Source organism: Streptococcus mitis (assembly GCF_047464945.1).
GTDB lineage: Bacteria > Bacillota > Bacilli > Lactobacillales > Streptococcaceae > Streptococcus > Streptococcus mitis_EA.
On sequence record NZ_JASHAX010000002.1, the window covers coordinates 117,816 to 138,405 of the forward strand.

The following is a 20,590-nucleotide window of genomic DNA, read 5'->3' on the forward strand; positions in this document are numbered from 1 at the left end:
AGAAAAAGATGACAAAGAAACAACTTCACTTGGTGATTGTGACAGGAATGAGTGGTGCAGGGAAAACAGTTGCCATTCAGTCCTTCGAAGATTTGGGTTATTTTACTATTGACAATATGCCGCCAGCTCTCTTGCCTAAGTTTTTGCAGTTGGTGGAAACAAAGGAAGACGACCATAAGTTGGCCTTGGTAGTAGATATGCGTAGCCGTTCTTTCTTCTCGGAGATTCAAGCTGTTTTGGATGAGCTGGAAAATAAGGAAGAACTGGACTTCAAAATTCTCTTTTTGGATGCAGCTGATAAGGAATTGGTCGCGCGTTACAAGGAAACTAGACGGAGTCACCCACTAGCTGCAGATGGACGGATTTTGGATGGAATCAAGTTGGAACGTGAGCTCTTGGCGCCTTTGAAAAATATGAGCCAAAATGTGGTGGATACGACAGAACTTACCCCTCGTGAGCTGCGTAAAACCCTTGCAGAGCAGTTTTCAGACCAAGAACAAGTCCAGTCTTTCCGTATCGAAGTCATGTCTTTTGGCTTTAAATATGGAATCCCAATTGATGCAGACTTGGTCTTTGATGTGCGCTTTTTGCCAAATCCCTACTACCTTCCAGAGTTACGAAATCAAACGGGTGTAGATGAACCAGTGTATCACTATGTCATGAACTATCCTGAGTCAGAAGATTTTTATCAACATTTGTTGGCCTTGATTGAGCCGATTTTGCCAAGTTACCAAAAGGAAGGTAAGTCCGTTTTGACCATTGCCATGGGATGTACGGGTGGACAACACCGTAGTGTGGCCTTTGCTAAACGCTTGGCGCAGGACTTATCCAAGAATTGGCCTGTTAATGAAGGGCATCGCGACAAAGACCGGAGAAAGGAAACGGTAAATCGTTCATGAGAAAACCAAAGATAACGGTGATTGGTGGAGGAACTGGGATCCCCGTCATTCTAAAAAGTCTGCGTGAAAAAGATGTGGAAATCGCTGCTATCGTAACGGTGGCGGATGATGGTGGTTCATCAGGTGAACTCCGAAAAAATATGCAGCAATTGACACCGCCAGGTGATCTTCGTAATGTCCTTGTGGCCATGTCGGATATGCCTAAGTTTTATGAGAAAGTCTTTCAGTATCGCTTTTCTGAAGATGCTGGAGCCTTTGCTGGCCATCCATTGGGAAATCTCATTATCGCTGGCCTGTCAGAAATGCAGGGTTCAACCTATAATGCCATGCAGTTACTGAGCAAATTTTTCCATACAACAGGGAAAATTTATCCTTCCAGTGACCATCCTTTGACCTTGCACGCAGTTTTTCAGGATGGAACAGAAGTGGCTGGAGAGAGCCATATTGCAGACCATCCAGGCATGATTGACCATGTTTATGTGACCAATACCCTCAACGATGATACGCCTCTGGCTAGCCGTCGAGTGGTGCAGACCATTCTTGAAAGTGACATGATTGTCCTTGGACCTGGTTCCCTCTTTACCTCGATTTTACCTAATATCGTGATTAAGGAAATTGGGCAGGCGCTTTTGGAAACCAAGGCAGAAATCGCCTATGTCTGCAATATCATGACCCAACGTGGGGAGACAGAACACTTTACAGATAGCGACCACGTGGAGGTCTTGCATTGTCACCTTGGTCGACCTTTTATCGACACTGTCTTGGTGAATATCGAAAAAGTTCCTCAGGAATACATGAATTCCAACCGCTTTGATGAATACTTGGTTCAGGTGGAACACGATTTTTCTGGTCTTTGTAAGCAAGTTCCGCGTGTGATTTCATCCAACTTCCTGCGTCTGGAAAATGGGGGTGCCTTCCACGATGGAGATTTGCTCGTGGATGAGTTGATGCGGATTATACAGGTGAGAAAATGAGTTTCACAGTAGCAGTAAAAGAAGAAATCCTAGGTCAGCACCATCTGAGCCGGCATGAATTATCTGCCATTATCAAGATGTCTGGTAGCATCGGTCTCTCGACCTCGGGCCTGACCTTGTCTGTCGTGACAGAAAATGCCAAGCTGGCTCGTCACCTCTATGAGTCCTTTCTCCATTTCTATGAAATCAAATCAGAAATCCGTCACCACCAAAGAAGCAATCTCCGCAAGAATCGGGTCTATACTGTTTTTACAGATGAAAAGGTGCAGGATTTGTTAAGTGATTTGCACTTGGCAGACTCCTTCTTTGGTCTGGAAACAGGTATTGATGAGGCGATTTTATCGGATGAGGAAGCAGGTCGTGCCTATCTCTGTGGTGCTTTCTTGGCAAATGGAAGCATTCGTGACCCTGAGTCAGGCAAGTATCAGTTGGAAATCAGTTCTGTTTATCTGGACCACGCGCAAGGGATTGCCTCCCTTCTCCAGCAGTTTTTGCTGGATGCCAAGGTGCTTGAGCGCAAGAAGGGAGCTGTGACCTATCTCCAGCGTGCCGAAGACATTATGGACTTTTTGATAGTAATCGGAGCCATGCAGGCGCGTGATGATTTTGAGAGAGTAAAGATTTTGCGAGAAACCCGTAATGACCTCAATCGGGCCAATAATGCCGAGACAGCCAATATTGCTCGGACAGTTTCTGCCAGCATGAAGACTATCAACAATATCAGTAAAATCAAAGATATCATGGGCTTAGAAAATCTGCCAGTGGATTTGCAGGAGGTAGCGCAGTTGCGAATTCAGCACCCAGACTACTCTATCCAACAGTTGGCAGATAGCCTCAGCACCCCTCTGACCAAAAGTGGTGTCAACCACAGACTCAGAAAGATAAATAAATTAGCCGATGAACTATAAAACCACGAATCCTATGTGACTCGTGGTTCTTTTTTATAAGCTGGTTGAGTGTTTTGGTTGTACTTTTTGCTCTGGGTCAATGTAGTTGATGGCATTGTTTACAGCAGTCGGTGCTTCCCCTAGACCTGTCGCAATCAGATCAATTTTTCCGTCATAGTAGCAGCAGTCACCGATAGCATAGATACCTGCTTGGCTAGATTCCTGTTTGCTGTTGACAATAATCTTGTGGCGGTTGAGGTCCAGACCCCAGTTTTTAAGGTTACCGACAGAAGATTTGAAACCATAGTTGACAAAGAGGTGGTCTAGGTCAATCGTTTCGGTTTCATCAGATTTGACTTTTGTGATTTCTAACTTGTCAAGCGTTTTTCCATCTCCAAGGAGTTGGCTAGGAACGAATGGTGTCTTGATGGATACAGATGATTCTTGTAAGGCTTGGACACTGTGTTCCAAGGCGCGGAAATTATCTCTGCGGTGAACAAGGGTAGTTGGTGCAATTTTTTCAAAAGCCAAAGCCCAATCCACAGCCGAGTCTCCTCCACCAAGAATCGTCACTTTCTTGCCAGCGTATTGCTGGATGTTGGAAACGTGGTAGTGGATATTTTCATAGCCTTCAACGCCTTCTAGTTCCAGCGGACGTGGTTTAAAGGCACCGCCACCCATAGCGATAATAACAGTTTTAGACAGGTGACTTCCTTTAGAAGTTGTGATGACAACGCCTTCTTCTTGTTTTTCAATCTCAAGAACAGTTTCATTGAGATGAATAGGGGTATCAAAGCCATTTAATTGCTCGATTAGACGGTTAGTCAACTCTTCTCCAGTCAGATTTGGGAAACCTGGTACATCTAGGATTTCCTTTTCAGGATAGAGAATAGCAGGTTGTCCACCTAGTTGTGGAAGAGAGTCGATGATTTGGACCTTGGCTTGGCGTAGGTGGGCATAGAAGGCTGCAAAAAGCCCGACGGGACCACCACCTACAATGGTAATATCATAGAGTTGAGACATGGTTTCTCCTTTGTTTTTTCTAGTCAGTTTATTTTATCATATTTTTTCTTTAATTTAAAATGAAGTAGGATAGGGAAAAAAATGTCAGAAAAATGGTATAATAGAAAGGAACGTGTTTGGACAGAGAGGAGACAGCAGATGAACTTTCAACAATTATCCAACCTGCAATATTGGACTAGCTTGTTTTCTAGTCCTTGGAGTATTGCCATCAATCTGTTTGATATTTTGATTGTGGCCTATATTTTATATCGTTTTACAAAAGCGATAGCTGGCACCAAGATTATGATTTTGGTGCGTGGGGTCTTGATCTTTGTATTAGCTCAGGTTGTGGCCAATATCCTTGGTTTAACAACGATTTCTTGGTTGATTAATCAGATTATTACCTATGGGGTAATTGCTGCGGTTGTTATCTTCTCTCCAGAGATTCGGACTGGTTTGGAACGCTTGGGAAGGGCGACAGATTTCTTTTCTACTACTCAAATTAGTGCAGAAGAGAAAATGATTCGTGCCTTTGTTAAGTCAGTTGAATACATGAGTCCCCGTAAGATTGGTGCTCTTGTTGCTATTCAACGAGTTCGTACCTTGCAAGAATACATCGCGACAGGAATTCCCTTGGATGCCAAAATTTCGGCAGAACTCCTCATCAATATTTTTATTCCCAACACTCCTCTACATGATGGTGCTGTGATTGTTAGAGAAAATCGGATTGCCGTCACCTCTGCCTATCTGCCCTTGACAGAAAGTACAGGAATTTCCAAGGAATTTGGGACCAGACACCGGGCGGCTATCGGTTTATCAGAAGTGTCTGATGCCTTGACCTTCATTGTCTCAGAGGAAACAGGTGGTATTTCTATTACCTACAACGGGGTCTTCAAGCATGATTTGACGATTGAAGAATTTGAAGCAGAGCTACGAACAATTCTTGTGCCAGCTGTTGAGGAAAAAGTCAGTTTCAAGGATCGTTTGCTAGGAGGTTGGAAATATGAGAAAAAATAGTCTATATATCATTTCATCTCTCTTTTTTGCTTGTGTCTTATTCATTTATGCAACGTCGACCAACTTTCAAAATAGCAATACCACAAGGCAGGTCAAATCGGAGACCTACACCAATACGATAGCAAATGTTCCCATCGATATTCACTATGATGATGACCAGTATTTCATTAGCGGATTTGCATCAGAAGTTTCAGTTGTACTGACAGGTGCCAATCGTGTGACCTTGGCCAGTGAAATGCAAGAAAGCACACGTAAATTCAAGGTTACTGCTGACCTAACAGATGCTAGTGTTGGAACGATTGAAGTTCCCTTGAATATTGAAAATCTTCCAAGTGGATTGACCGCTGTGGCAACGCCTCAAAAGATCACAGTGAAAGTTGGGAAGAAGGTTAAGCGAGATGGGATGATTGTTGTGCCACAAGTTGACCAAAGCCAGATTGATCCCAAGTTACAACTTGATAGTGTAACCGTGTCAAATGAACGCGTTTCGGTCACGACTGACCAGGAAACATTAGCTAAGATTGACAAAGTTATTGCGCTTTTACCAACCAGCGAACGCATAACAGGTAATTACAGTGGCTCAGTACCTTTGCAGGCAATCGACCGCAACGGGGTAGTCTTACCAGTAGTTATCACTCCGTTTGATACAACAATGAAGGTGACTACAAAACCAGTAACGCCAAGTTCAAGCACAAGCAGTTCGTCGGAGACATCTTCGTCAACAAAAGCAACTAGTTCAAAAACGAATTAAAAATAGGAAAAGGATTTTATAAAAATGGGTAAATATTTTGGGACTGATGGAGTCCGTGGAGAAGCTAACGTAGAATTAACGCCAGAATTGGCCTTTAAACTAGGACGTTTTGGAGGCTATGTTCTCAGCCAACATGAAACGGAAGCACCGAAAGTCTTTGTAGGACGTGACACACGTATTTCTGGGGAAATGTTAGAATCTGCCTTGGTGGCAGGTCTCCTCTCTGTAGGGATTCACGTATACAAACTAGGCGTTTTGGCAACACCAGCAGTAGCTTACTTGGTTAAAACTGAGGGAGCTAGTGCAGGTGTCATGATTTCTGCTAGCCACAACCCAGCCCTTGATAATGGAATCAAGTTCTTTGGTGGGGATGGATTCAAACTAGATGACGAAAAAGAAGCAGAAATTGAAGCCTTGCTAGATGCTGAGGAAGACACTCTTCCTCGTCCAAGTGCAGAAGGCTTGGGAACCTTAGTAGATTATCCAGAAGGCTTGCGTAAGTATGAAGGCTACCTTGTTTCAACTGGAACTCCTCTTGATGGAATGAAGGTTGCCTTGGATACAGCTAATGGAGCAGCTTCTACCAGTGCCCGTCAAATCTTTGCAGATCTTGGCGCTCAATTGACTGTTATCGGGGAAACACCAGACGGTCTTAACATCAACCTTAATGTTGGTTCAACCCACCCAGAAGCCCTTCAAGAAGTGGTCAAAGAAAGCGGCTCAGCTATCGGTTTGGCCTTTGACGGAGACAGTGACCGCTTGATTGCTGTTGATGAGAATGGTGACATCGTTGATGGTGACAAAATCATGTACATCATCGGGAAATACCTTTCTGAAAAAGGACAATTGGCTCAAAATACAATTGTGACAACCGTCATGTCTAACCTTGGTTTCCACAAGGCCTTGGACCGCGAAGGCATTAACAAGGCAGTTACTGCAGTTGGCGATCGTTACGTTGTTGAAGAAATGCGAAAATCAGGCTACAACCTCGGTGGTGAACAATCTGGCCACGTTATCTTGATGGATTACAATACTACAGGTGATGGTCAATTATCCGCTGTCCAATTGACTAAAATCATGAAGGAAACTGGTAAGAAGTTGTCAGAGTTAGCGGCAGAAGTAACCATTTATCCACAAAAATTAGTCAATATCCGAGTGGAAAATGCCATGAAGGAAAAGGCTATGGAAGTGCTAGCTATCAAGGATATCATCGAGAAGATGGAAGAAGAAATGGCAGGGAATGGCCGTATCCTAGTACGCCCAAGTGGAACAGAGCCCCTCTTGCGTGTTATGGCAGAAGCGCCTACAACAGAAGAAGTGGACTACTATGTTGATACCATTGCAGACGTTGTTCGTGCTGAAATCGGGATTGACTAAAACTTAGAAAACTAGATGAAAATAAAAAAATATGGTACAATAGCTTATAATATTGTAGCCTAGGGAGAAAGACATGAATCTTAAACGTGAACAAGAATTTGTCAGTCAGTATCATTTTGATGCGCGTAATTTTGAATGGGAAAATGAAAATGGAGCTCCTGAAACTAAGGTGGATGTGAACTTCCAATTGCTCCAACATGATCAAGAAAATCAAGTGACTTCCTTGATTGTCATCTTGACATTTATGATTGTATTTGATAAGTTTGTCATCAGTGGAACCATTTCACAGGTAAATCATATTGATGGCCGTATTGTCAATGAACCAAGTGAATTGAGCCAAGAAGAAGTGGAAACTTTGGCTCGTCCATGTTTGAATATGCTCAACCGTTTGACTTACGAAGTAACTGAAATTGCATTAGACTTACCAGGAATCAATTTGGAGTTCTAATATGAAACTAGCTGTTATCACAGATTCTTCTGCCTATCTCAGTGCAGAGACCTTGCAAAGAGAAGATTTGTTTGTCTTGGATATTCCTGTCAATATTGATGGTGAGGAGTATGTCGAAGGTATCAATCTGACTGCTGAGGAATTTTACCAAAAAATGGCTCAGGCTTCTGAATTGCCTAAGACCAGTCAACCAAGTATTGCCAAGTTAGATGAAATCTTAACTTCGCTCAAAGAACAAGGTTATACACATGCCTTGGGGCTTTTCCTATCTTCTGGAATTTCAGGTTTTTACCAAAATATCCAGTATATGATAGATGAATATGAGGGCTTAACCATTGCTTTTCCAGACACTTTGATTACAAGTGCTCCTCTGGGTATCATGGTTGAAAGCGTCTTTAATTGGCGTGACCAGGGCGATGATTTTGCCAGCATTCAGGATAAGCTAGCCATTCAAATCAGCCGTACGTCAGCCTTTATCATGGTAGATGACTTGGACCATTTAGTGAAAGGTGGACGTCTTTCAAATGGAGCTGCCATTTTGGGCAATTTGCTTAGCATTAAGCCAATACTTTATTTCAATGACCAAGGTGTGATTGAAGTTTACGAAAAAGTTCGTACTGAGAAGAAAGCAACCAAGCGCTTAATTGAGATTATCAAGGAAACAACGGCTTCAGGTCAATATCGGGTCATTGTCATTCATGGAAATGCTCCTGAAAAGGCTGAAGAATTGCGTCAACACTTGCTTGAATCTGGAGTGGGTACGGATATTTCACTAGCTACATTTGGTAGTGTCATTGGGACACACCTAGGATCAGGAAGCATTGCTCTGGGTTATATTCCAGTGATTTAGTTAGCACTTCTAGACTAGTTAAGAAGTTAGCAGTTGAACACGCCTGGAACCCTGTGTGAAAAAGATAGTTCTTCCAAGGAGTAGATACTTCTTGATCAGAACTCCTATTTTCACTTTGTGTTCCTACAGGCTTTGTATCTTAGACAGGAGTAGAGATGAGTATTCGAGTAATTATTGCTGGTTTTAAGGGAAAGATGGGCCAAGCTGCTTGTCAGATGGTCTTGGCTGATCCAGACTTGGACTTGGTAGCAGTTTTGGATCCTTTTGAGTCTGAGTCAGAATGGCAGGGTATTCCTGTTTTCAAGGATAAGGCTGATTTAGCAGGTTTTGAAGCAGATGTCTGGGTAGACTTTACTACACCAGCTGTTGCCTATGGAAATACACGCTTTGCTCTTGAAAATGGCTTTGCTCCAGTAGTTGGAACTACTGGGTTCACAAGTGAAGAAATTGCAGAGCTAAAAGCATTTTCTCGTACCCAAGATTTGGGTGGCTTGATCGCTCCTAACTTTGCCTTGGGTGCTGTCTTGCTTATGCAATTTGCAAAGCAGGCTGCCAAATATTTCCCAAATGTGGAGATTATCGAGCTCCATCATGACAAGAAAAAGGATGCTCCTAGTGGAACAGCCATTAAAACAGCTGAGTTGATGGCAGAAGTTAGAGAGTCTATCCAGCAAGGTGCGCCTGATGAGGAAGAATTGATTGCAGGTGCCCGTGGTGCTGATTTTGATGGCATGCGGATTCACTCAGTTCGTTTACCAGGCTTGGTAGCCCATCAGGAAGTCATCTTTGGCAATCAGGGAGAAGGATTGACCCTCCGTCATGACTCCTATGATCGTAGCTCCTTCATGACAGGGGTGAATTTGGGAATTAAAGAAGTTGTCAAGCGTCATGAGCTTGTCTATGGATTAGAACACTTATTATGAGATTAACGCAAATGCCTTCTGAATTTCAGAAGGCTTTACCAGTATTAGAAAAAATCAAAGAAGCAGGTTTTGAGGCCTATTTTGTTGGAGGCTCTGTTCGAGATGCCCTCCTCAATCGTCCTATCCATGATGTGGATATTGCGACCTCTTCTTATCCAGAGGAGACCAAGCAGATTTTTCCGCGAACAGCCGATATCGGAATCGAGCATGGAACTATCTTGGTTTTAGATGGGGACGAGGAGTATGAGGTGACTACTTTTCGGACAGAAGATGTCTATGTGGACTATCGTAGACCTAGTGCGGTTTCTTTTGTTCGCTCGCTAGAAGAAGACCTCAAGCGCCGTGATTTTACAGTCAATGCCTTTGCCTTGGACGAGACAGGGGAAATCATTGACTTGTTCCATGGATTAGAAGATTTGGAAAAGCAAGTCTTACGAGCAGTTGGAGTGGCTAGTGAGCGTTTTAACGAAGATGCTCTGCGGATTATGCGTGGTTTCCGTTTTCAGGCCAGTCTTGGTTTTGAACTTGAGCCAGAAACGTTTAAAGCTATGAAGACCTTGACGCCACTTTTGGAGAAAATTTCTGTAGAGCGTACTTTCGTCGAGTTTGATAAACTCTTGCTGGCTCCGTTTTGGAGAAGGGGCTTGGCTTCCATGATTGAGAGTCAAGCTTATGACTATCTCCCTGATATGGCATCTAGCCAGGACAAGCTTAACAGACTGTTTGATTTGGAGACTGATTTCACCTTTGAATCCTCTGAACAAGCCTGGGCGGCTCTACTGTGGGCTTTGGAGATTGAAAATGCGCAGCCCTTTTTGAAGGCTTGGAAGACCTCACGCCAGTTTGCTAAGCAGGTTCAGGATTTACTGACTATTTTGGCCTTGCGTGAAAAGGGAGAATTGAGCAAGCGCGATTGTTATCGCTTTGACTTGGATTCCCTTCTACAGGCTGAAAATCTTCGTCAAGCTCAAGGGAAAGCAGTCAATCCGCAAGTTATCACAGAAACCTACCAGAGTTTGACCATTCATGACAAGAAAGAAATTCAAATCAACGGTGGTATTTTAATTAAGGAATATGGCTATCAGCCGGGACCAGACTTGGGAGAGATTTTAACAGAGATTGAGTATGCCATTGTCGATGGAGAATTGGAAAATGACCGTCAAGCCATCCATGCTTATCTGAGGGAGAAAAAATGAGTGATTTTATCGTTGAAAAACTAAGTAAATCCGTCGGTGATAAGACCGTTTTTAAGGATATTTCCTTTATCATCCATGACCTAGACAGAATCGGTCTGATTGGTGTCAATGGAACGGGTAAGACCACCCTTTTGGATGTTCTTTCTGGTGTTTCTGGCTTTGATGGGGATGTCAGTCCCTTTTCAGCGAAGAGTGATTACCAGATTGGTTACTTGACTCAGGATCCTGATTTTGATGATAGCAAGACGGTCTTGGATACGGTTCTATCCAGCGACCTCAAGGAAATCCAGCTCATTCGTGAGTATGAATTGATTATGCTCAACTACAGTGAGGACAAGCAGGCGCGTTTGGAACGGGTCATGGCAGAGATGGATTCTCTCCAAGCTTGGGAAATTGAGAGTCAGGTCAAGACGGTTCTTAGCAAGCTGGGGATTCAGGACTTATCTACTCCTGTTGGGGAATTGTCAGGTGGTCTGAGAAGACGGGTCCAGTTGGCGCAGGTCTTACTCGGCAATCACGACCTTTTGCTTTTGGATGAACCGACCAACCATCTGGATATTGCGACTATTGAGTGGCTGACCCTCTTTTTGAAAAATTCTAAGAAGACCGTCCTTTTTATTACCCACGATCGTTATTTCTTGGATGCTTTGTCAACACGGATTTTCGAGTTGGATCGCGCAGGCTTGACAGAATATCAGGGGAATTATCAGGACTATGTTCGCCTTAAGGCGGAACAGGATGAGCGCGACGCGGCTCTTCTCCACAAAAAAGAACAACTCTACAAACAAGAATTGGCCTGGATGCGCAGACAACCGCAGGCGCGTGCGACCAAGCAGCAGGCTCGTATCAATCGTTTCCATGACTTGAAGAAAGAGGTTTCAGGCAGTAGTGCTGAGACAGACTTGACCATGAACTTTGAAACTAGTCGGATTGGGAAGAAAGTCATCGAGTTTCAGGATGTTTCCTTTGCCTATGAAAACAAGCCTATTTTGCAAGATTTTAATCTCTTGGTGCAAGCTAAAGATCGTATTGGAATTGTTGGTGACAACGGTGTTGGGAAATCAACTCTCCTTAACTTGATTGCAGGCATTCTTGAGCCGACAGCAGGTCAAGTTGTGATAGGGGAAACTGTTCGCATCGCCTATTTCTCTCAACAAATTGAGGGATTGGATGAAAGCAAGCGAGTTATCAATTACTTGCAGGAAGTGGCAGAAGAAGTCAAGACCAGCGGTGGTTCTACGACTTCCATCGCTGAATTGCTGGAGCAGTTCCTTTTCCCACGTTCGACGCATGGAACCTTGATTGAGAAATTGTCAGGTGGAGAGAAAAAACGTCTTTATCTCCTCAAACTGCTCTTGGAAAAACCAAATGTTCTTCTTTTGGACGAGCCAACCAATGATTTGGATATTGCAACCTTGACAGTTTTGGAGAATTTCTTGCAAGGCTTTGCAGGTCCAGTCTTAACAGTTAGTCACGATCGCTATTTCTTGGATAAGGTAGCGACTAAGATTCTCGCTTTTGAGGATGGTAAAATTCGTCCTTTCTTTGGTCATTATACCGATTACCTTGATGAAAAAGCCTTTGAAACAGAGATGGCCAATCAAGTACAAAAGGCCGAAAAGGAAAAAGTAGTCAAGGTTCGAGAAGATAAGAAACGCATGACCTACCAAGAAAAGCAGGAGTGGGCAAGCATTGAAGGCGATATTGAAACCTTGGAAAATCGTATCGCTGCTATTGAAGAGGAAATGCAGGCCAATGGTTCTGACTTTGGCAAACTGGCTACTCTTCAAAAAGAACTAGATAAGAAAAACGAAGCACTCCTTGAAAAATACGAACGCTATGAGTATCTCAGTGACTTTGATAGCTAGAAGAATAGAAAAATCCCGTCTCATGACAGGATTTCTCTATTCTTTTTTTGTTTCCTGGTGGAAGACATTTTGCCAAGTTTCGTGGCGACGCCAGATACTGGTATGGACAATTCCGTCCAATTCATAGCTGATGAGTTTTGTTTTCTGACTGATGGAAGTGATTTGGATGTCCTTGATAGCAGAATTCAACTCTTTTTCGGCTTTATAGGCCTCTTTATCCATCTGATTTCCGTCTTGGCGAATATAGACAAAATCATCAGCCAAGAGTTCTTCCAGTTGATTTCCCTGGTCAATCAATTGCTCACGCATTAGCAATTTTTTATAGACATTGTCTAAAATCTCATCCTCAGGGATAGGTGCTGGCTCGATATGGATATCGGTATCAAAGACGCCAAAACGTTCCTCCAGCATAGACTCGACCTGATCCGCAATCTCGTGGCTCTCATAAACCGACAAGTCAGGATTCATCTCCAGCGTGATATCTAGGTAGATATTGCTACCGTAGGTGCGACCTCTTTGCGACTTAACCTTGCTGATTTTGGGAATTTCCATGATGGCTTTTTGATAATCCTCAAGCAAACGGTCGTCAAAACCATCTGAAAGACTAAAGGAAGACTCGATAAAGATATCATAGGCAGTTTTCAAGATAAAGAAGGTGATGATGATAGCAACCAGTTTATCCACAATGGGATAATTGAAACTGCTAGCTAGGATGGCAATAGTAGTACCAAGTGAGGTGACAGCGTCAGAAAGATTGTCCTTAGCGGCAACCTTGAGGGCCTTGGAGTTGGATTTCTTACTGAGGCGAGTATTGTAGAGATAAACTACAAACATAATCGATGCAGAAATGATTCCTAGAGTTGCACCCAGAGGGTCAATGACCGTTTCTTCACGACTGAGAATCTTCTGAATGGTATCCCTTAGAACATCAAAGCCAACATAGAACATGATGATGGAAGTGACTAAACTAGCCAAATCTTCAATCTTCCAGTGACCAAAACGGTGGTCACGGTCTGCAGGCTGGCGTGCCATCCGAATCCCAATCAGAAGAGCAACATTTCCAATGATGTCCGAAACGTTGTTAAAACCATCGGCCACCAAACTGGATGAATGAAGGAGGTGACCAGTTGCTAATTTTGCTGCAGACAAGATCAAATAGGTTGAAATACTGATAATGGCTCCACGCTCAGCTAACTTGAGATTTGAGATAGATTGCTTCATTCAACTTCCTTTCTAGTCATATAGCATTCTACCATTATACTGGTTTTCAAGAGAAAATTCAAATAAGGCAGTTTTTACTCTTTGAAAACTTTTCAAAATTTGGTATAATAGAAGTACTCAAGGGAGTAGCTGGCAGAAACCTGTGATAGTGTCGTCATTCCGAATTTTATACTGAAAAGTATGCTTTCCGGCACTATCTTAAACAGCGAGACTTGTTATGATTAACAGGTCTCTTTTTGTTTGTCGTGAAAAGATACGATGAGGAAAAAGAGAGTCTGTTTTGCACACAATGTCAAGGAGGAGACACATGTCAAAAGAACAAAAACGCCAAGCGTTTTACACTCAGAGTCCTGAAGAGGTCTTGAAGGCTGTGGATGCGACCGAGCAAGGTTTGTCATCAAGTGAGGCAGAAAAGCGCCTTGCAGAATTTGGTCACAATGAACTCGAAGAAGGCGAGAAACGATCAATCCTGGTCAAGTTCATCGAGCAATTTAAGGATTTGATGATTATCATCCTAGTTGCGGCAGCTATCTTGTCAGTCGTGACTTCTGGTGGGGAAGATATCGCAGATGCCATTATCATCCTAGCCGTGGTTATCATCAACGCTGCCTTTGGTGTTTACCAAGAAGGGAAAGCAGAAGAAGCTATCGAAGCCCTTAAATCTATGTCTAGTCCAGCTGCCCGCGTTCTTCGTGATGGGCATATGGCGGAGATTGACTCTAAAGAATTGGTTCCTGGTGATATTGTTGCCCTTGAAGCAGGTGATGTTGTACCAGCGGATCTTCGTTTATTAGAAGCTAACTCGCTTAAAATCGAAGAGGCTGCCCTGACAGGTGAGTCTGTGCCAGTCGAAAAAGATTTGACAGTTGAACTTGCTGCAGATGCTGGTATTGGTGACCGTGTCAATATGGCCTTCCAAAACTCAAACGTAACCTATGGTCGTGGTCTTGGTGTTGTTGTCAATACAGGTATGTACACGGAAGTTGGTCATATTGCTGGCATGCTTCAAGATGCGGATGAGACAGATACACCACTCAAACAAAACTTGAACAACCTTTCTAAGGTCTTGACTTATGCAATTTTGGTTATTGCTCTTGTTACTTTTGTAGTGGGTGTCTTCATTCAAGGGAAAAATCCACTTGGTGAGTTGATGACCTCTGTTGCCCTTGCCGTTGCAGCTATCCCAGAAGGGCTCCCAGCTATCGTAACTATCGTTCTTGCTCTTGGTACTCAAGTTTTAGCCAAACGAAACTCTATCGTTCGTAAGTTGCCAGCAGTAGAAACACTTGGTTCAACTGAAATCATCGCTTCTGATAAGACTGGTACGCTGACCATGAACAAGATGACAGTCGAAAAAGTCTTCTACGATGCGGTTCTACATGATTCAGCTGATGACATTGAGCTAGGTCTTGAAATGCCCCTTCTTCGTTCAGTTGTCTTGGCTAATGATACGAAAATCGATGTGGAAGGCAACCTGATTGGTGACCCAACCGAAACAGCCTTTATCCAATATGCCTTGGACAAGGGCTACGATGTTAAAGGTTTCTTAGAGAAATATCCACGTGTGGCTGAGTTGCCATTTGACTCTGATCGTAAGCTCATGTCAACGGTTCACCCATTGCCAGATGGACGTTTCCTTGTAGCAGTCAAAGGTGCGCCAGACCAACTTTTGAAACGTTGTGTTCTTCGTGACAAAGCTGGGGATATTGCTCCGATTGATGAGAAGGTTACAAACCTCATTCATACAAACAACTCTGAAATGGCTCACCAAGCCTTGCGTGTCCTTGCAGGTGCTTATAAGATTATTGATAGTATTCCAGAAAACCTTACTTCTGAAGAGCTTGAAAATGATTTAATCTTTACTGGTTTGATTGGGATGATTGACCCTGAACGTCCTGAAGCTGCTGAGGCTGTTAATGTGGCTAAGGAAGCTGGAATCCGTCCAATCATGATTACGGGTGATCACCAAGACACTGCAGAAGCTATTGCCAAACGTTTGGGAATCATTGACGCAAATGATACAGAAGGCCACGTTTTAACTGGTGCTGAGCTCAACGAACTATCTGATGAAGACTTTGAAAAAGTCGTTGGTCAGTACTCTGTTTATGCCCGTGTGTCTCCAGAACACAAGGTTCGTATCGTCAAGGCTTGGCAAAAACAAGGTAAAGTCGTTGCCATGACAGGTGATGGTGTCAATGATGCGCCAGCTCTGAAAACAGCCGATATCGGTATCGGTATGGGAATCACTGGTACAGAGGTTTCTAAGGGGGCATCTGACATGATTCTTGCAGATGATAACTTTGCTACTATCATCGTCGCAGTTGAAGAAGGACGTAAGGTCTTCTCAAATATTCAAAAGACTATTCAGTACCTACTTTCTGCCAATACTGCTGAAGTATTAACTATCTTCCTATCAACCTTGTTTGGTTGGGACGTCTTGCAGCCAGTTCATCTTTTGTGGATTAACTTGGTAACAGATACCTTCCCAGCTATCGCTCTTGGTGTTGAACCTGCTGAGCCTGGTGTCATGAACCATAAGCCACGTGGACGCAAGGCAAGCTTCTTCTCAGGTGGTGTTTTGAGTTCCATCATCTATCAAGGTGTACTCCAAGCAGCTATTGTTATGAGTGTTTATGGTCTTGCCCTTCTTTACCCAGTTCACGTGGGTGACAATCATGCCATTCATGCGGATGCCCTTACTATGGCCTTTGCAACCCTTGGTTTGATTCAGCTCTTCCATGCCTACAATGTGAAATCTGTTTACCAATCCATCTTGACAGTTGGCCCATTCAAGTCTAAGACATTTAACTGGTCCATCTTGGTATCCTTCATCCTTCTTATGGCAACAATTGTCGTAGAACCGCTTGAAGGAATCTTCCACGTAACCAAACTAGACTTGTCACAATGGGGAATCGTTATGGGCGGAAGCTTCTCAATGATTATCATCGTCGAAATCGTTAAGTTTGTTCAACGTAAACTCGGTTTTGACAAGAATGCGATTTAAAAAAGTCATCTTCGGATGGCTTTTTACTACAGTTGAGGGAAAGGGCTTGCAGTTATCAGCTTTTGTGCTATAATTGCTATAATATAGTAAAAAGCAAGAGGAGTGTGAGGAAGTGGAAAAGAAAATTGTGAAGGATATTTTGTTTTTATCTCAGGTATCTCAGCCGGCAAGTCAGGAAGACCTGTATCTTGCCAGAGATTTGCAGGATACACTCTTAGCAAATCGAGAAACTTGTGTTGGTCTGGCTGCCAATATGATTGGGGTGCAGAAGCGCGTGATTATCTTTAATCTGGGCTTGGTTCCTGTGGTCATGTTTAACCCAGTGCTCCTATCCTCTGAAGGACCTTATGAGACAGAGGAAGGCTGTTTGTCCTTGATGGGTGTGAGACCCACTAAGCGTTATGAAACCATAAGGGTGTCCTATCGTGACAGCAAGTGGCAGGAACAGACCATTACCTTGACAGGCTTCCCAGCTCAGATTTGCCAGCATGAACTGGATCACTTGGAAGGACGAATCATTTAGGAGGACAGAAAATGAAACGGATAATCTTTGAACTTATTTTTATCGCAACGACCTGGTATATCTTTTTACCACCCCTTAACCTGACTAGCTGGGAATTTCTCTTTTTCCTCTGTGGGCATTTGCTGGTTGTAGCAGTCTTATTTGGCTTTGGCAAGGGAATCAATCTGGTCAAAACGGTTCATGTGCGCCACGGCAAGGCAGAAGCTGCCTTAAATCTTGAAGGTTTCAAAATCAATCGGTTAGGGAAAATCCTTTTAGCTTCTATTGGAGGAATTCTTCTCTTAGCAGCCTTGGTTTCCTTAGTGACTTCTAGCATTTTTCAGGCTAAAAATTATGCCAATGTAGTCACGGTTACGGAAAAAGACTTTACTGAATTTCCTAAGACTGATACCAGTAAGGTTCCTATTTTAGATAGAAGTACTGCTGAAAAAATTGGTGACCGCTACTTGGGTTCCCTAACAGATAAGGTGTCGCAGTATGTAGCGGCAGATACATACACCCAACTGACAATTGATGGGAAGCCTTATCGGGTTACACCACTAGAATACGCAGATCCTATCAAGTGGTTTAATAATCAAGCCAAGGGAATTGGAGAGTATATCAAGGTGGACATGGTAACCGGGAATGCGGACTTGGTGGACTTGAAGACACCAATCAAGTATTCTGACTCGGAGTATTTTAACCGTGATGTCAAACGCCACCTGCGCTTGAAGTACCCAACCAAAATCTTCAAAACTCCATCTTTCGAGGTGGACGATGAGGGCAATCCTTTCTATGTAGCAACGGTTTACCAAAAGCAATTTGGACTTGCTGTTCCTCGTCCTGTTTCAGTCATTATCCTGGATGCCACAAATGGAGACACCAAGGAATACAGCTTGGCAGATGTTCCAGAATGGGTGGACAGGGTTTATCCAGCTGAGGAAACCATTGAGCAAATCAATTACAATGGTAAGTACAAGGACGGTTTCTGGAATGCCATGATTTCCAAGAAAAACGTGACCCAAACTACCAAGGGATATAATTATTTGTCTATCGGTAATGACATCTACCTCTACACTGGCGTTACGTCGGCCAATGCGGATGAGAGCAATCTTGGTTTTATCCTTGAAAATATGCGAACAGGAGAAATCACTAAGTACAGCTTGGCTTCTGCGACCGAAGAATCAGCCCGTGAATCAGCCGAAGGCGCTGTTCAGGAGAAATCCTACAAGGCAACCTTCCCAATCCTCATCAACCTCAATGACAAGCCTCTCTACATCATGGGCTTGAAGGACAATGCTGGCTTGGTCAAAGAGTACGCTTTGGTAGATGCAGTCGAGTACCAAAATGTTATCGTAGCCACGACAGTAGAAGAACTGCTCAGTAAATATGCCAATAAAAACGATCTTGAGATTGACAATGCAACAACTGAAAGTATCAAGGGAGTGGTAGCAGACCTCAAATCTGCTGTTATCAAGGGCGATACTGTCTACTTCTTTAAAGTTGATGGCAAGATTTACAAGGTTAAGGCCTCTGTATCAGATGACCTTCCTTACCTTGAAAATGGTAAAACCTTTGAAGGTCAAGTAGGAAAAGACAATTATCTCAAGAACTTTAAGCTAAAGTAAGAACGGCTTTATTTAAGAAGTGTATGTTATAATAAGGGAATTTAAAGACTAATGGAGGACAACAAATGGGTTTTTATGTGATGGTTGCTTCAATGCTACTCGGACTGCTCGCTTTGAAGATAGGTTTTTCTCAGTTCAAGGAGAAAAAAGATAAATTCTTATCTATCTTAACAAGTTTAGCTGGCCTAGCCCTTGTTCTCGTAGCTGTCTGGTTAGGATGGCCAAAATAAATAGAGAAGCCTCGGTCAAACCGAGGTTTTTCAGATGAATTTCTTGGTTGTGGTCAAAAAATATGCTACACTATCAATATGAAAATTTTAATCCCAACAGCAAAAGAAATGAACACAGATTTGCCAAGTATCGAGGCAAATCCTTTAAAACCAGAAAGTCAGGCTGTGCTGGATGCCTTGGCTCTCTATTCTGCTAGTCAATTGGAGAGTTTTTACAAGGTATCAGCTGAGAAGGCAGCGGAAGAATTTCAAAATATCCAAGCTTTAAAAAACAAAACTGCTCAACACTATCCAGCCTTGAAACTTTTTGATGGGCTTATGTATCGCCATATCAAGCGAGACAAATTGACCGAGGCAGAACAAGCCTATTTTGAAAATCATGTCTTCATTACCTCGGCTTTGTACGGAGTCGTTCCAGCCTTGTCACCCATGGCCCCTCACCGTTTGGACTTTTTGATGAAATTAAAAGTAGCTGGTAAAACTTTGAAGAGCCATTGGAAGGTAGCTTATGATGAAGCTGTGACGCAGGAAGAAGTGATTTTCTCTCTCTTGTCATCAGAGTTTGAGACTGTATTTTCTAAGGAAATTAGAGAAAAAATGGTGACCTTCAAATTCATGGAGGACAAGGGTGGTCAGCTGAAGATTCACTCAACTATTTCCAAGAAAGCGCGTGGTGCCTTCCTAACAGCCCTGATAGAAAATCAAGTTCAAACAGTGGAGGAAGTTCGTCGCTTAAACTTTGCAGGATTTAACTACCGAGAAGATTTGTCACAGCCACAGGAATTGGTTTTTGTAAAGGAAGTATGAAAAGATATTTTGTATTGGACAATATGTATCATCAGACATTTTAGTTTATAAATGAGAAAAAGCGAACAAGCTAGTCTTCTGAGTGTCAGAAAAGTAGTCTTGTTCGCTTTTATTATGTTAGTTACTTGATCGCATTAACCAAGTCTTGAGCTTGTTTTTCAAGTGAGTTTAGGACTGTTTCTTCTAGAACCAATTTTCCGTCTGCCCAAGCAGAGTCATTGACACGTGCAGCAGTGAAATCGCCAACGATTTGTGTACGGATAAATGGCAAGAGGTCCTTGTAGATAGCGAAGAGTTGATCGTGACCTGCATTGGCTACAGATGATACGGTGACAAACTTGTCTTGAAGGGCAGAAGCACCACGTGTATCAGACAAGTCAAGGGCACGAGATAGCCAATCAAGCAAGTTTTTCACTGTTCCAGGGATAGAGAAGTTGTAGACTGGAGAGAAGATCCAGATGGCATCCGCAGCGAGAACCGCTTCACGAGCAGTCGCTACAGCTGGATGAGTTGGAACTTCCAAATCTTGGCTGAAGAGAGGAACAGCTGAATAATCAAGGTAGCTAACCTCTGCTTTACCAGCAAGTGCTTTCTCAGCTTCGAGAGCCATTTGGTGGTTGAAAGAACCTTGACGTAGTGACCCGACGATAAATAATACTTTTTTAGACATGATGTGTCTCCTTTTTCTTTAAATTTACGAGAACCTTCTCGTTGTTATAAAATATATTACAACAAAAGAAAACACCTTGCAAGAAATTTGCTCAGACTTTATTTGAAAAATATAAAATTGCTGAAACTCTAGTCAGTTGCCACTGGAAAAGTAAGAACTGTTTTTTGGATTTTGGTTTTCTTTGATTTTATAGGAGTATTCCTATATTCTCTTGTAATATGATGACATAAGTGCTAAAATAAACAAGAAAACTCGCAATAGAAACCGTAGAACGGCTATTTTCCGATATCATTTCATAAATCATTAAAGGAACAATAATGGCATTGAAGAATGCTT

Annotated in this window: 19 protein-coding genes; 16 read left to right on the top strand and 3 right to left on the bottom strand. The window is 42.9% G+C overall.

All coding sequences use genetic code 11. From position 1 onward, the window contains the following. The first annotated feature begins 8 nt into the window (after nucleotides 1-8). From rapZ to whiA, 3 genes are read left to right on the top strand one after another with little or no spacing between them, the layout of a single operon-like run. Nucleotides 9-899, top strand: a complete 891-nt coding sequence (gene rapZ / locus QM424_RS03265; protein ID WP_414392955.1) for an RNase adapter RapZ — start codon at nucleotides 9-11, stop codon at nucleotides 897-899. After that, nucleotides 896-1,873, top strand: a complete 978-nt coding sequence (locus QM424_RS03270; protein ID WP_414392957.1) for a YvcK family protein — start codon at nucleotides 896-898, stop codon at nucleotides 1,871-1,873. Before rapZ ends, QM424_RS03270 begins: the two co-directional genes overlap by 4 nt. Then, nucleotides 1,870-2,781, top strand: a complete 912-nt coding sequence (gene whiA / locus QM424_RS03275) for a DNA-binding protein WhiA (protein WP_049540853.1) — start codon at nucleotides 1,870-1,872, stop codon at nucleotides 2,779-2,781. The genes QM424_RS03270 and whiA overlap by 4 nt, the downstream gene beginning before the upstream one ends. 33 nt (nucleotides 2,782-2,814) lie before the next feature. Here the strand turns inward: whiA and QM424_RS03280 are convergent, their stop codons facing one another. After that, on the bottom strand, nucleotides 2,815-3,783 hold the full coding sequence (locus tag QM424_RS03280; RefSeq protein ID WP_414392960.1) for an NAD(P)/FAD-dependent oxidoreductase: 969 nt from the start codon (nucleotides 3,781-3,783) through the stop codon (nucleotides 2,815-2,817). A 138-nt stretch (nucleotides 3,784-3,921) separates the two neighbouring features. Here QM424_RS03280 and cdaA point away from each other — a divergent pair, with 138 nt between their 5' ends. The 8 genes from cdaA (at nucleotide 3,922) to QM424_RS03320 (ending at nucleotide 12,192) form a co-directional block, all read left to right on the top strand. Continuing rightward, nucleotides 3,922-4,779: a diadenylate cyclase CdaA gene (gene cdaA, locus QM424_RS03285; protein ID WP_414392962.1), complete on the top strand. Its 858-nt coding sequence runs from the start codon at nucleotides 3,922-3,924 to the stop codon at nucleotides 4,777-4,779. After that, nucleotides 4,766-5,530, top strand: a complete 765-nt coding sequence (locus QM424_RS03290) for a CdaR family protein (RefSeq protein ID WP_261090683.1) — start codon at nucleotides 4,766-4,768, stop codon at nucleotides 5,528-5,530. Before cdaA ends, QM424_RS03290 begins: the two co-directional genes overlap by 14 nt. A gap of 24 nt (nucleotides 5,531-5,554) precedes the next feature. After that, on the top strand, nucleotides 5,555-6,907 hold the full coding sequence (gene glmM / locus QM424_RS03295) for a phosphoglucosamine mutase (RefSeq protein WP_414392964.1): 1,353 nt from the start codon (nucleotides 5,555-5,557) through the stop codon (nucleotides 6,905-6,907). 73 nt (nucleotides 6,908-6,980) lie between these two features. Continuing rightward, nucleotides 6,981-7,355 carry a DUF1149 family protein gene (locus tag QM424_RS03300; protein ID WP_001050087.1) on the top strand — a complete coding sequence of 125 codons (375 nt, stop codon included), beginning with the start codon at nucleotides 6,981-6,983 and terminating at the stop codon, nucleotides 7,353-7,355. A gap of 1 nt (nucleotide 7,356) precedes the next feature. After that, nucleotides 7,357-8,205, top strand: coding sequence for a DegV family protein (locus tag QM424_RS03305; RefSeq protein ID WP_033680549.1), 849 nt, complete (start codon nucleotides 7,357-7,359; stop codon nucleotides 8,203-8,205). Between the two features lie 155 nt (nucleotides 8,206-8,360). Next, complete coding sequence (gene dapB, locus QM424_RS03310; protein WP_414392966.1) at nucleotides 8,361-9,128, top strand: 4-hydroxy-tetrahydrodipicolinate reductase; 768 nt, start codon at nucleotides 8,361-8,363, stop codon at nucleotides 9,126-9,128. Then, a complete protein-coding gene (locus QM424_RS03315; RefSeq protein ID WP_414392968.1) occupies nucleotides 9,125-10,324 on the top strand; it encodes a CCA tRNA nucleotidyltransferase in 1,200 nt (399 codons plus the stop codon). The genes dapB and QM424_RS03315 overlap by 4 nt, the downstream gene beginning before the upstream one ends. Then, entirely contained in the window at nucleotides 10,321-12,192 is a 1,872-nt protein-coding gene (locus QM424_RS03320; RefSeq protein ID WP_414392970.1) for an ABC-F family ATP-binding cassette domain-containing protein, read from the top strand. Before QM424_RS03315 ends, QM424_RS03320 begins: the two co-directional genes overlap by 4 nt. A 36-nt stretch (nucleotides 12,193-12,228) precedes the next feature. Here QM424_RS03320 and mntE read toward each other — a convergent pair whose 3' ends face one another. Continuing rightward, complete coding sequence (mntE, locus tag QM424_RS03325) at nucleotides 12,229-13,413, bottom strand: CDF family manganese efflux transporter MntE (protein WP_414392972.1); 1,185 nt, start codon at nucleotides 13,411-13,413, stop codon at nucleotides 12,229-12,231. Between the two features lie 307 nt (nucleotides 13,414-13,720). Between mntE and QM424_RS03330 the strand changes: the two genes are divergently transcribed. From QM424_RS03330 to yaaA, 5 genes are all read left to right on the top strand, one after another. Further along, on the top strand, nucleotides 13,721-16,417 hold the full coding sequence (locus QM424_RS03330) for a cation-translocating P-type ATPase (RefSeq protein ID WP_414392974.1): 2,697 nt from the start codon (nucleotides 13,721-13,723) through the stop codon (nucleotides 16,415-16,417). 112 nt (nucleotides 16,418-16,529) lie between these two features. Beyond that, entirely contained in the window at nucleotides 16,530-16,940 is a 411-nt protein-coding gene (locus QM424_RS03335) for a peptide deformylase (RefSeq protein WP_218774234.1), read from the top strand. A gap of 11 nt (nucleotides 16,941-16,951) precedes the next feature. Further along, nucleotides 16,952-18,547, top strand: coding sequence for a hypothetical protein (locus QM424_RS03340; protein WP_414392977.1), 1,596 nt, complete (start codon nucleotides 16,952-16,954; stop codon nucleotides 18,545-18,547). Between the two features lie 65 nt (nucleotides 18,548-18,612). After that, the gene (locus tag QM424_RS03345; RefSeq protein WP_000508327.1) at nucleotides 18,613-18,777 is read left to right on the top strand and encodes a YczI family protein; all 165 of its coding nucleotides are present in this window, start codon (nucleotides 18,613-18,615) and stop codon (nucleotides 18,775-18,777) included. Nucleotides 18,778-18,855: 78 nt separating this feature from the next. Next, a complete protein-coding gene (gene yaaA / locus QM424_RS03350; protein ID WP_414392980.1) occupies nucleotides 18,856-19,584 on the top strand; it encodes a peroxide stress protein YaaA in 729 nt (242 codons plus the stop codon). Between the two features lie 121 nt (nucleotides 19,585-19,705). On the opposite strand, the gene QM424_RS03355 is transcribed toward yaaA, so the two are convergent. Further along, nucleotides 19,706-20,254, bottom strand: coding sequence for an NADPH-dependent FMN reductase (locus QM424_RS03355; protein WP_414392982.1), 549 nt, complete (start codon nucleotides 20,252-20,254; stop codon nucleotides 19,706-19,708). Between the last annotated feature and the right edge of the window lie 336 nt (nucleotides 20,255-20,590).

Bases quoted from the DNA above. Each gene is read 5' to 3' on its own strand.
- QM424_RS03290 (WP_261090683.1), top strand. From the start codon at position 4,766: ATGAGAAAAAATAGTCTATATATCATTTCATCTCTCTTTTTTGCTTGT.
- QM424_RS03330 (WP_414392974.1), top strand. From the start codon at position 13,721: ATGTCAAAAGAACAAAAACGCCAAGCGTTTTACACTCAGAGTCCTGAA.
- yaaA (WP_414392980.1), top strand. From the start codon at position 18,856: ATGAAAATTTTAATCCCAACAGCAAAAGAAATGAACACAGATTTGCCA.
- QM424_RS03315 (WP_414392968.1), top strand. From the start codon at position 9,125: ATGAGATTAACGCAAATGCCTTCTGAATTTCAGAAGGCTTTACCAGTA.
- glmM (WP_414392964.1), top strand. From the start codon at position 5,555: ATGGGTAAATATTTTGGGACTGATGGAGTCCGTGGAGAAGCTAACGTA.
- mntE (WP_414392972.1), bottom strand. From the start codon at position 13,413: ATGAAGCAATCTATCTCAAATCTCAAGTTAGCTGAGCGTGGAGCCATT.
- QM424_RS03280 (WP_414392960.1), bottom strand. From the start codon at position 3,783: ATGTCTCAACTCTATGATATTACCATTGTAGGTGGTGGTCCCGTCGGG.
- rapZ (WP_414392955.1), top strand. From the start codon at position 9: ATGACAAAGAAACAACTTCACTTGGTGATTGTGACAGGAATGAGTGGT.
- cdaA (WP_414392962.1), top strand. From the start codon at position 3,922: ATGAACTTTCAACAATTATCCAACCTGCAATATTGGACTAGCTTGTTT.
- QM424_RS03340 (WP_414392977.1), top strand. From the start codon at position 16,952: ATGAAACGGATAATCTTTGAACTTATTTTTATCGCAACGACCTGGTAT.
- QM424_RS03300 (WP_001050087.1), top strand. From the start codon at position 6,981: ATGAATCTTAAACGTGAACAAGAATTTGTCAGTCAGTATCATTTTGAT.
- QM424_RS03270 (WP_414392957.1), top strand. From the start codon at position 896: ATGAGAAAACCAAAGATAACGGTGATTGGTGGAGGAACTGGGATCCCC.
- QM424_RS03305 (WP_033680549.1), top strand. From the start codon at position 7,357: ATGAAACTAGCTGTTATCACAGATTCTTCTGCCTATCTCAGTGCAGAG.
- whiA (WP_049540853.1), top strand. From the start codon at position 1,870: ATGAGTTTCACAGTAGCAGTAAAAGAAGAAATCCTAGGTCAGCACCAT.
- QM424_RS03320 (WP_414392970.1), top strand. From the start codon at position 10,321: ATGAGTGATTTTATCGTTGAAAAACTAAGTAAATCCGTCGGTGATAAG.
- QM424_RS03345 (WP_000508327.1), top strand. From the start codon at position 18,613: ATGGGTTTTTATGTGATGGTTGCTTCAATGCTACTCGGACTGCTCGCT.
- dapB (WP_414392966.1), top strand. From the start codon at position 8,361: ATGAGTATTCGAGTAATTATTGCTGGTTTTAAGGGAAAGATGGGCCAA.
- QM424_RS03355 (WP_414392982.1), bottom strand. From the start codon at position 20,254: ATGTCTAAAAAAGTATTATTTATCGTCGGGTCACTACGTCAAGGTTCT.